The organism is Rhodopseudomonas sp. WA056 (assembly GCF_010906995.1).
Lineage (GTDB): Bacteria > Pseudomonadota > Alphaproteobacteria > Rhizobiales > Xanthobacteraceae > Rhodopseudomonas > Rhodopseudomonas palustris_G.
On the sequence record NZ_QPFS01000148.1, the window covers coordinates 1 to 10,458 of the forward strand.

Genomic DNA, 10,458 nt, shown 5'->3' on the forward strand with positions numbered 1-10,458 from the left:
TAAGAGACAGGTGCATGGTCGGCGACGGCAGCGCGATGTACACCGTGCAGGCGCTGTGGACCCAGGCGCGCGAAAATCTCGACGTCACCACCGTGGTGTTCGCCAATCGCAAGTATCAGATCCTGCGCGGCGAGTTCGACGGCGTCGGCGCCGGCAAGCCCGGCCAGCGCGCCGAGGACATGCTGACGCTGGACCGCCCGGATCTCGACTGGGTGGCGCTCGCCAAGGGCATGGGCGTGCCGGCCAAAAACGTGTCGACCGCCGACGAGCTGAACGCGGCGCTCGCCGCCGGCCTTTCCAGCGGCGGCCCGAACCTGATCGCGGTGCAGATGTAGTCTCGCCGGCGCCGTCCTGCGGATTCGCGTTTCGGACAGTTGTCGAACCGGTCGCCGGCGACGTAGCCTGCCGCCGCGGCCGGGCATGGCCGCGGGTGGAGCTGGCATGAAGCGCTATCTGATCTTTGCTGCGATCGGTCCGTTGATCGGCGGTCTGCTGCTGTTGTTCGCGACGACCTATCTGTCGGGCTATTGGGCGCACACCAACCTGATGGAAGTGAAGAAGTTCTTCGTCGTGTTGTTCAAGTCGCTGCAATACAGCTATCTGTTCGGCCTGCTGCCGGCGCTGATGATGGCGGCGATCGACGAGATCGTCTGCCACATCCGCCGCATCGGTCCCGCCGTCCGCGTGGTGATCGTCGGCGTGATCGGCTTCGTCGCCACCGCCTTCATGTACGGCAATCGCGGCGCCGATGCCGGCGTCCTGCAATTCGTGCTGTACGGCCTGGTCGGCCTGGTGCCGGCGATGCTGTCGTCCTGGCTGGCGCACAAATTCTGCGCGCCCGTCACCGCCGAGACCAAGCAAGCCTCGGCGTGAGCGGGCCGGCACTCAGCGAACCACCCCCACAGGATGGGCTGAGCGCAGCGAAATCCGTCACGTCATCGCAGGCTGGCTGTCGGGCACGTGCGACAGGCACGGCACCACGGTGAGAAGCCGCGTCGCGCCGTCTCGAACCATCCGCACGGGCGGTGTCTTGTTCGCTCAGCGGGCTCCCGCCGCCGCTTCGCCCCAGCCGCTCAGGCTTTCGATCGCATTGTCCTGCAGCGCGCCTTCGAGCTTGGCTTTCAGCTCGGCATGGCGCGCCCGCGCCGCGGCCGCATGGTCGGCGGTCATGCCGCTGTCGAAGGCGCGGACCAGCGGGCTGAGCAGCAGAAACTCCTCGGTCTCCTTCTGCGTCAGGCCGGCGATCACGGTGGAGCCGCGGGCGTCCTTGGTCAGCGCCCGGATCTGCTCCAGCCACTGCCGCAGCGAAGTCTCCTGCTCGAGCAACGCGTTGATCTTCTGATCGATGGTGTGAGGCATGGATCGCTCCCTTCCCGACGATGGACAGATGCCATCTGCGATCGTCGCTAAACGAGCGTGCAGTGCGGCCGCATTGTGCCGGATCAATTGCTGCGGTGCGATGGTGTGCGGCGTGGTGGCGCGGCGGTTCGTGCAGGGGGCGGGTACGGGGCAGCTCACTGAAGAGAAAATACATCTCCAGATCAGATAATGAGGACGGCTCACCCCAGATCAAAAAGACCCTCGCTGGTTTGGCTAGACAAGAAGGAGGCAAATGATGAGATTGCCTTCGCCGATTGCGATATCAAGAGCTTCGCGGCGAGGCCGCCATCCTTCTCTTCTGCAATCTCAGCGTAAGTCCTTCCCCCCTGTCCATCGGGGCAGAAAACCACGTCCCAATAGAAACTTCGAGACCCACGCGCCTCATTAGCTATCGTCCCGTGTGTCTCGCCTGAAAATGTCCGAATGGACATGCCGTCGCAGTACCCAATAACAGCCCTGGCTATCGCTCCTTCCCCTCGCGAACCGGTGCGCGTTAAAAACTCCTCGGGCGTCAAGGCGTCCCACATGGGTTGTGTCAGGCCGCCCGGATAACCGGCGTCCAAGTGAGCATCCAGTACTATCCCTGCGTGCTCCACGATGCATGGCGCCAAAAGTCGCTGATATGCCGAGCGAGCTTTGTGACGAACCATGGCTTCCAAATCGATCTCAAGTGGTTCGTCCGTAGGAACTTGTGATAATCGAAAGTCGATAAGCTCTCCGATTTTCATCATCCTTCCGTCCGCGTGCTTAAATTCGGTCGCGGCGGAAATGATCGACAGCTCTTCCTTTTTGAAGACGCTACGTGTCGCGTAGAATATTGTTGCCTGCTTCATGAGATGAGGTCGTCGATAGCTTCAACAATTCCAAGTGTTCGGTCATCTCCGAAGGTTGGAATCACATCCATGTTTCGCCTGCGGAAAAGTGTGTACTCAAAGTCAGAGGGATTGTGTACGATTATATAGGCCCTTCTGCCGGACGGATTATTAGGAAGCGTTTTCAGCATCGCGTTCAAAAAGTCGAAGAGATATCCAATGTTCAGATCTCTGAAGCTGTAGCCGATAAAGACGGCTGCGCGTCCGAGTAGGTCTGACCTAAGCTTTAGATCAAGCGGGTCTTCTAGGCGCATTCGTTGGTAGTAATGTCCTTCAGAAAAAACCATCTGGTTCGGTGAATTGAAATCACCATGAAATTTGACGACTTCGACTTCATTTCCGGATCCGCCCATGTCTCGTTCTCCAGAAACAACCTGAACTGTTCGGCCGGAGAGGCGGATCGCTCGTTCGATGAAATCATCATAATTGGTGGTGTAGAATTTCGAACACTTCATCATGCGTGCGAGAGCGCAATGAATCGTGGATCTCTTAATGGCTTCGTCGGGCGCATCAAGTCGTCGAACAAGCCAATTCGTCAATGGTGCAAAATTTCCAATCTTTGTCCCGAAGTATTCCAAGATTTGGAGGTCCGTCCCTCGATACCGCAAGAGGTCGGGGTCGTCGTACCCAAGTTGTCTACATGCCTCGTCAATAACTTTGGACCACGATGGACCGTTCTTCTCACCGTTGTCAGATCTCCAATTTACGGAAATCGAGGCGCCTGCGCCGATAAACGGGAGAACGCGGCCTTGGCGGTAGAGCTTTTTCAATTCTCCAGGACATGTCGTCTTCATGGTCGTTCCGCCACTAAGCGGGTGAGCGAATGGTGGTGTGGTATTTGATTGTGAGGATGTGTTTCATGCAAAAGTGTGTCGCTCGAGTATTGAAGGGTCCAGTCTGAAAATTGCTGTAAGTACCAATCGTGAGGGAGAAGAAGAGGCTCAAAATTTGGGTGAGCGCTGAAGTCGTGGCTGCCGTCATTGAACGTGACAAGCAGATAAGAGCCGTTCTTTTTTAGGGCTTTCTTAGTCCTAGAAAGGACGGTTCGTACTTCGTCGGGTGAAGCGAGGCAGTGGGTCAGGCCGTAAGAAATGACGACGTCGTAGTGGTCGGTTGGGAGGTCGAAAGATAGGACGTTGGCGTTGATCCAATTAATGGGTAGGCAAGTGAAAGCTGCCTTTCCGTTCGTAATTGCCGCTGCGGAAATCTCTAATGCATCAACTTTGGCGCCGGCTTCGATAAATGCTGCCGCGTTCTTGCCTTCGCCTGCGCCGACATCAAGCACTCTGAATCCGGAAGCATTCTTAGAGTTGAGGTACTTCTTTACGAGGCTTCCGGGTGAGGATCCCCAGAAGCAAGGTACGGCGAGATAGCCGTCGTCGTATCCGCCGCATCTTGTCTCATCGGCCATTCAGTTTCTCTGTCAGCTGCTCTAATGCTTGCTCATATGCGCCAAGTCCAAACCAGTTAAAGGTGATGATGTCGGCTTCTCCAATCATGTATCTAATTTGACTCTCTACGGGGGCTGTATATAGCGCGATAAACGCGGAGAGTGTCGTTGCCTGCTCTCCATGTCCTTCGCGATCGCGATACATTTCGAAGGCTGTGTCGGGCGGGGTGTAAACGTAGAGCATGACGACAGGTAGCTGGCTGGTGCTCTTCAATGCCTCTAATGTCTGAGGGTGTCTAATTCCGTCGATCAGCACGCGCGGTGTATTTGCTTGTTCAGCTTCGTGCGCCAATCTAGAGCCAAGAGTTGTGGGGCCGTCCGTTGTTTCGATGAATCGTTGAGCTGCAGATTGAAAATCGTGACGGGGGGACTCGGGGACGGGTGGGATGCCCATCAGCTTCGCCAAGATATTGCCGCTGTTTATCTCGGTATAGCCATATCGCTGGACAAAGAATTTGCTTGTGGCAGATTTTCCCGATCCGATTGATCCGACAATGCATAGGATATGCGGTTTCCCGAAAGCGCTTCGGTTCTGAATCTTGAACCCTGGCACCATTGCCATTGAGCTGGGGTAGAATTTTCGAATTGTTAGCTGCGACCAGTATTCGAAGTCGGACAGGTTGATGGTGTCTTCAATCGTATCGAGCCAGCGTAGGCGATTTATCGAGGCCTCGCCGCGTGACACTCGTCTCCAATTGCTCCAGTCTTCAACCCAGTAACGCATAACAACGGCGAAATGCCGAACGCCGACGTCCGATGAATTGTCGTTGATAATGCCTAGATATTCGAGTGCGTGTGGATCGATGTTGGGGCGGCCGCTTGGGAGCAGAAGCTCTTCTCCGATCTCTCGGGCTGCGTTCTGGCGGATTCCCAAATCGTTCACCGAGAAGAGTGTGCGGTCGTCGTCAGTAACGTGACCTCCAAAACCCACGCAATGAGCGCCTCTAAGGAAGCTGGCGGCTCGATTGTAGAGGCCTCTCCGAAACGAGAGTATTTTTGATTGATGCTGAATGACGGTATAGGTGATCACTTGTTTGTAGTCATTGCGGGTTTCTGCGAGTGTCCGCGGAAGATATTCAAAATCTGAGTTGCGAATAAACATAAGGGGGTCGCTGACGCCAATGCGGTCGATTCCCTGAAAATCCAAGTATTTGGAGCAATAGCCTTGCGAGAGGCATAGGACGTTTTCTGTTGAGGCGATCGGCTCGCGTCTTTCGGCAGTGTAGATCTTGAGTGGCTGGGACTTTCCCCCTGGTGCGCCTTCATAATTTTGTAGGAGCTCTCGAAGAAAAAACTTGCCCCTGCTGGTTCTAACGAAGGCTGATGATGGGTTATTCAGGATGTCCAGGCTCAGTCGTGCTTGCATCGATTTCTGGGGAGTCCGGCTGAGTCCGGTGGCAGGGAAAAGACCATCCTCCAGCCCATAGTTCACGAGCTCGCGCGCCTTCAACGGCCTTCTGTGCTTCCGAAGAACGGTCTGTGCCACCCAGAGGTAAGTAATGTCGTCCACAGGAGTCCAGTTTGCAAAATGGAGTGATTATTCTACTCGTTACTTCGGGCGGGTTGAAGGCGGTTGTCGATAACTCCTGTTGATTGTGTAATTTCGTCGGCGCGTCAGCTGAAGTGCTAACCTGTGCGTCGTGCGGCACCGTGGAGCTGGGCGCCAATGATCAGATCGGCCATTTACGGCGGGATTTGAATTGGTGCCTCGGGAGCTCAAGGAGTTTTCAGGTGTGTGGTCCGTTCAGACCCGTAGATAATCAGGCGTGATGTTCAGTATCCGTCTTGCTCTGCCCTCAAAACAAACGAGGCAGACAAGCTGGCTTGATTGGGCTGTGACGGATTAGGATAATGGTGGGCGCACAAGGGATCGAACCTTGGACCTCTCCCGTGTGAAGGGAACGCTCTCCCGCTGAGCTATGCGCCCGGGACCGGTTGGGGACTAGGGGCCGCGAAGCGGCCGGTCGAACCACCGTAGAGGCGCGATTTACGAAGTGCGGGGCGGGGGTGTCAAGCGGCAACGGCCGGCTTCGGCAGATTTGCCCAGATCGTCGCCGGATGCGGCGCGGGTCAGCCGGTCTGGCGGGCGCGCGAGGCGTGGGATTGCAGCGCGCGGATACGATCGGCCAGCGTGCCGCCTGTCACCACCGGGGCGACGGTGGCGCCGGCGCTCTTGGTACCGTTGGCGGCCTTGCCGCCCTTCGCCGGCCTGGCCGGTGCCGGCTGCGCCGTCAGCATCGCCTGGATCGGCGAATCCGGGCCTTCGAGCGTGATCGCCAGCTTGGCGACCTCGGCGGCGATGTCGTTGATCCGCTCGCGCAGCAGCGCGTTCTCCATCCGCTCGGTTTCCCACGAGCTTTCCGCCTGCTGCTTCAGCGCCACCAGCTCGCGCTGCGCCCTGGCGCGCTCGTCGCGGGCCTGGGCGAGCTGATCTTCCAGCGCGGCCTTGTCGTTGCGGATGCGGGCGAGGTCCGGCGATTTGCGGCTGGCGGCGTCGAGCTCGTTGCGCTGTTCGCCGACGGTGCGCAGCGCGGCCTCGTTGGCGGCGCGGAGCTGGTTGTTCTCGGATTCGCGTTCGGCGAGCAGCTTGCTCTGGGCGGCGAGCCGCTCTTCCAGCTCGTGGACGCGGCCGCCCAGCAGCTCGGCTTCCTTGACCTGCAGCAGCAACTGCCGGTCGAGTTCGCCGACCCGCTGGCTCAGGGCCTCGACGCGGCCGCGCGCCTCGTCCAGTTCTTGGGTGGTGGCGGCGGATTCGCCGCGCTGCGCTTCCAGCCGGGTCCGGGCGTCGGCGAAGGCCTTCTCGGCGTCGGTGATCCGCGCCTTCAGCTCCTCGAGCTGGGTGCGCAGCGCCACCAATTCGATCTGCCTGGTGTCGGCCATCGTCGATCGCTCGGTCAGCTCGGCTCCGAGGCGGACGATCTCGGCCTGCTTCTCGGCCAGCGTGGCCTCGGCGCTGCGCAGCTCCTCGGTCCTGGCGGCGAAGTTCTGCTCGGCGGTCCGAAGCTGCTCCTGCAACGCGGCCTCGCTCGCCTGCAGCGTCTCGATCGCAGCGTATTTCTCGGCGAGTTCGAGCTTGAGGCGGTTGATCGCGTCGGTCTTCTTGCCGATCTCGGCGAATTGGCTGGTGGTCTTGTTCTTGAGCTGGTCGACGCTCATCTCCAGCCGCCGCGCCGACATCGCGAATTCGGCGCGAAGCTGGTCCTTGTCGGCCTGGATCTCCGCCATCGACAGCGGCGTCGCCGCCTCCAGCCGCTTCGTGGTCAGCCGCACTGCGCGATTGTGCACCAGCGGGGCGATCATCAACGCCAGCAGCATCGCGACCAGAAAGCCGATCGCCAGATACATGATCTGTTCGACCATCGATGTCTCCCACACGCGCTCTGGCAATGCGCGCACGGCCCGCTGAGCTGGCGCGGACCGCGTCGGCGCGAATTCGAAACGATGAACCGCTCATGGTGCGGGCAAACGTCACCGCCCGGCCGCAAATCCATTTGCGGCACAATGCCATAAGCTGGCGTATCAACGCCAGTGCATTGCCGCATCAACGGGAACCGGTGACGGGCTACGCGCCCAGGCTGTGGTCCGGGCCGCCGGGCCGGATCAGAACGGATTCCAGGTCGCGGTCGGCGTGAACTTCAGGTAGCCGATATTGGCACCGAGCCGCAGCCCGATGCCGGACTGGATCGGCACCAACACAATACCGTTGGCGGTCAGCGCGGTCATGCCGAAGCCACCGACCACATAGGCCGAGCCGTCGATGCCGCCGAACCGCTGATAGATCGCGTTGGTCGACGGCAGGTTGTAGACCAGCGTCATGGTGCGGGCGCCGTTGCCGCCCCAGTCGAATCCGACCGACGGGCCCTGCCAGTACACTTTCAGATCGCCGGCGTTCTTGGTGTACAGCGTTCCCTCGCCGTAGCGCAGGCCGGCGACGAACGCGCCGGAGCCTTCCTCGCCGAGCACATAGCCGTTGGGCAGGCCCCATTGGCTCACCGCACGCTCGATCGCCGAGGCGAGGCCGCGCGAGACATTTCCGAAGAAGCGATGGCCTGCGCCGACCAGTTCGTCCGGCCCATAGGTATTCGGGCCGGCGGGAGCCTTCGGCGGCATGGGCTGCTGCTGGGCCATGGCCGGCAAATTCAGGGCTGCCAGCGCAACAAAGGCCAGCGCGGCGCGACGCGTCACGAAGCTCATGGAATTCACCCCTGGGTCTTCAAATCCCCTGCGCCACTTTAACCGGATGCTGAGAGGCGTCCTTCTAGGTAGCGGCGTTTGTCCCCGACTCGAAACGTTATCGGCAGCAACTATGACGGCACAACGGCAGGAACGGAACCAGATGCGCCTTCGAATCGCCTTGATCGGACTGCTGTCGCTCGGCCTGATCGCAGCCGCATCCTCGCCCGGCGTACAAGCGGCGACCACCGAGCGCGTGGTGGCGGACCGCAACACCGGGCTTGCGATCGATGGGTTCGATCCGGTGGCATATTTCACCGATCGTGAGCCGCGGCAAGGCCAAGCGCAGTTCGAAGCGTCCGCCAGCGGCGTGGTCTGGCGGTTCTGCAACGACGACAATCGCAAGTTCTTCCTCGCCCGGCCGGACATCTACGGCCCGCAATTCGGCGGCTATGATCCGGTGGCGGTGGCCCGCGGCGTGCCGCTGGCCGGCAATGCGCGGGTCTGGCTGATCAGCGGCCAGCGGCTGTATCTGTTTGACCGCGAGGAAAACCGCGACGCCTTCGCGGCCAGCCCGGAGCGCTATCTCCACGACGCCCGCGAGCGCTGGCCGGGACTGTTGGCAACGCTCTCCGAATAGACGCCGCCGCCGATCTAGCGTCCGTTGCGATCGCCCCAGGCGATGAACTCCGGCACGATGAAGTTCGGCCGCGGCTCGTCGAACCGCAGCGGCGCGCCGCTGGTGTCGGTGACCTTGCCGCCGGCCGCGATGACCAGCGCGGCGCCGGCCGCAATGTCCCATTCACAGATCGATGCCAGCCGCGGGTAGATGTCGGCCTCGCCTTCGGCGATTCGGCAGAATTTCAGCGACGATCCCAGCGTCGCGTGGACCGCACCGGGGCGGGCGTCGATGAAGGCGACGGTGGCGGCATCGAGATGCGAGCGGCTGACCGTGGCGACCCACGGCTCGCCCGGTTTGGGCAGCGGCCGCGTCCGGATCGGCTCGGCGGCGAAGCTGCGGCCGTCGGCCGCGAGCGTCAGCCGCTCGGCGCCGTGACCGGCGACGCCGCGCCAGGCCAATCCGAGCGCCGGCGCACCGACGATGCCGAGCACCGGCACGCCGTCGCTCACCAGCGCCAGGTTGACGGTGAATTCGTCCCGGCCGGCGATGTACTCCTTGGTGCCGTCGAGCGGATCGACCACGAAGAAGCTGCCCGAGCTCGGACGCCCGCCGCTGCAAGATTCTTCCGACAGCACCGGCAAATCCGGCGCGACCGCGGCCAGCCCTTCGGCGATCACCCGGTCTGCGGCGAGATCGGCGGCCGTCACCGGCGAGCCGTCGCCTTTGTGCAGCACCGGCGTATCTCGTGAAATCGCCATGATCGCGGCTCCGGCGCGCAGCACCAGCTCGGTCAGCGGCGCAAGCAAAGCGGCGGCCTGCTCGGAGGAAACGACGGCGGGCTGTTCGAACGCGGCAGTCATCAAGCTGTGTCATCCTCCATCGGTGGTCCGGTCGGTGCCGGACCGTTGTGTTGGCACTGCCAGCGGCCGCAGTGTATCAAGCCATTAACCAAGGCTGATTCGTCTTGCGAGCGGTTTTCCGAGGAACAGACTGATGTCCGACACCCTTTCTCCCGCTGTCCAGGCTCCCGCTCCCGACGCGCTGGAACTGGCAGCGCTGCTGTGTTCGCGGGTGTGTCACGATCTCATCAGCCCGGTCGGTGCGATCGTCAATGGCCTCGAGGTGCTGGACGACAGCTCCAAGCAGGAAGACCGCGATTTCGCCCTCGATCTGATCCGCAAGAGCGCCAAGACGGCGTCGGCGCGGCTGCAGTTCTGCCGGCTGGCGTTCGGCGCGGCCGGCTCTGCCGGCGCCCAGATCGATCTCGGCGACGCCCAGAATATGGCGCGCGGTCATCTCGAAGACGACAAGACCAAGCTGACCTGGAATCTGCCCAGGCTGCTGCTTGCCAAGAACCGGGTCAAGCTGCTGCTCAACATGCTGATCATCGCGCAGCAGACGATTCCGCGCGGCGGTACGCTGACGATCGATCCGATCGGCGAGGGCGACAATTTGTCGTTCCGCATCGTTGCGGCGGGGATCAACGCCCGCACGCCGCACAACATCGTCGATCTGCTCAACGGGACGCAGAGCGGTCCGATCGAGTCGCACGGCGTGCAGCCGTACTACACGCGGCTGTTGGCGCAGGCCTGCGGATTGACCGTTTCGCTGGCGCCGGAAGCCGACACCATGGTGGTAACTGCGTCCTGAGCGGCGCTTCGATATAGTGAACGTTGTATTGACGGCGGGCCTCGTGATCGTACGAAGGCCCTAACTATTTGAACTTCCGCCGCATCGTCCTGCGGCCCGCAACCAATATTAAACGCTTTCCGCACACAGTGGCCGCATTAGTCGGGCATTGGCGACGGTCGCGTGCCCGCGTGCAGTGAAGGCCACGCGTATGGACGATCTTCTTCGTGAGTTTTTGACGGAGACTTTCGAGAGCCTGGACACGGTCGACAACCAGTTGGTCCGTTTCGAGCAGGAGCCGAACAACGCGAAGATATTGGACAATATTTTCC

General features: G+C 60.9%; 12 protein-coding genes and 1 tRNA gene. 4 read left to right on the top strand and 9 right to left on the bottom strand.

The window, feature by feature from the left end:
- Together DU475_RS21115 and DU475_RS21120 are read left to right on the top strand one after the other, a co-directional pair.
- The coding region (locus tag DU475_RS21115) for a thiamine pyrophosphate-dependent enzyme (RefSeq protein ID WP_246700380.1) at window positions 1-335 on the top strand (335 nt) is incomplete at its 5' end.
- 106 nt (window positions 336-441) lie between these two features.
- Window positions 442-873 carry a DUF5413 family protein gene (locus tag DU475_RS21120; RefSeq protein WP_013503571.1) on the top strand — a complete coding sequence of 144 codons (432 nt, stop codon included), beginning with the start codon at window positions 442-444 and terminating at the stop codon, window positions 871-873.
- 165 nt (window positions 874-1,038) lie between these two features.
- Here the strand turns inward: DU475_RS21120 and DU475_RS21125 are convergent, their stop codons facing one another.
- The 8 genes from DU475_RS21125 to DU475_RS21160 all read right to left on the bottom strand — a co-directional run bounded on the left by DU475_RS21125 (window position 1,039) and on the right by DU475_RS21160 (window position 7,896).
- On the bottom strand, window positions 1,039-1,359 hold the full coding sequence (locus tag DU475_RS21125) for a hypothetical protein (RefSeq protein ID WP_013503570.1): 321 nt from the start codon (window positions 1,357-1,359) through the stop codon (window positions 1,039-1,041).
- A 200-nt stretch (window positions 1,360-1,559) separates the two neighbouring features.
- Window positions 1,560-2,213: a non-canonical purine NTP pyrophosphatase gene (locus DU475_RS21130; protein ID WP_164633231.1), complete on the bottom strand. Its 654-nt coding sequence runs from the start codon at window positions 2,211-2,213 to the stop codon at window positions 1,560-1,562.
- A complete protein-coding gene (locus DU475_RS21135; RefSeq protein ID WP_205524490.1) occupies window positions 2,210-3,046 on the bottom strand; it encodes an SIR2 family protein in 837 nt (278 codons plus the stop codon). Before DU475_RS21135 ends, DU475_RS21130 begins: the two co-directional genes overlap by 4 nt.
- Window positions 3,043-3,663, bottom strand: a complete 621-nt coding sequence (locus DU475_RS21140; protein WP_164633232.1) for a class I SAM-dependent methyltransferase — start codon at window positions 3,661-3,663, stop codon at window positions 3,043-3,045. Before DU475_RS21140 ends, DU475_RS21135 begins: the two co-directional genes overlap by 4 nt.
- Window positions 3,653-5,212: an HTH domain-containing protein gene (locus DU475_RS21145; RefSeq protein WP_164633233.1), complete on the bottom strand. Its 1,560-nt coding sequence runs from the start codon at window positions 5,210-5,212 to the stop codon at window positions 3,653-3,655. Before DU475_RS21145 ends, DU475_RS21140 begins: the two co-directional genes overlap by 11 nt.
- A gap of 342 nt (window positions 5,213-5,554) precedes the next feature.
- A tRNA-Val gene (locus DU475_RS21150) sits at window positions 5,555-5,629 on the bottom strand.
- Window positions 5,630-5,772: 143 nt separating this feature from the next.
- Window positions 5,773-7,062, bottom strand: coding sequence for a coiled-coil domain-containing protein (locus DU475_RS21155; RefSeq protein ID WP_164633234.1), 1,290 nt, complete (start codon window positions 7,060-7,062; stop codon window positions 5,773-5,775).
- Between the two features lie 240 nt (window positions 7,063-7,302).
- Window positions 7,303-7,896, bottom strand: a complete 594-nt coding sequence (locus DU475_RS21160) for a DUF1134 domain-containing protein (protein WP_013503567.1) — start codon at window positions 7,894-7,896, stop codon at window positions 7,303-7,305.
- Between the two features lie 112 nt (window positions 7,897-8,008).
- Here DU475_RS21160 and DU475_RS21165 point away from each other — a divergent pair, with 112 nt between their 5' ends.
- Window positions 8,009-8,515 (top strand): YHS domain-containing (seleno)protein, encoded by a 507-nt coding sequence (locus DU475_RS21165; protein ID WP_164633235.1) that lies wholly within the window; start codon window positions 8,009-8,011, stop codon window positions 8,513-8,515.
- Window positions 8,516-8,529: 14 nt separating this feature from the next.
- Here DU475_RS21165 and DU475_RS21170 read toward each other — a convergent pair whose 3' ends face one another.
- The gene (locus DU475_RS21170; protein ID WP_164633236.1) at window positions 8,530-9,357 is read right to left on the bottom strand and encodes a 3'(2'),5'-bisphosphate nucleotidase CysQ family protein; all 828 of its coding nucleotides are present in this window, start codon (window positions 9,355-9,357) and stop codon (window positions 8,530-8,532) included.
- A gap of 133 nt (window positions 9,358-9,490) precedes the next feature.
- On the opposite strand from DU475_RS21170, the gene chpT reads away from it, so the two are divergent.
- Entirely contained in the window at window positions 9,491-10,147 is a 657-nt protein-coding gene (chpT, locus tag DU475_RS21175) for a histidine phosphotransferase ChpT (RefSeq protein ID WP_013503564.1), read from the top strand.
- Window positions 10,148-10,458 lie beyond the last annotated feature (311 nt).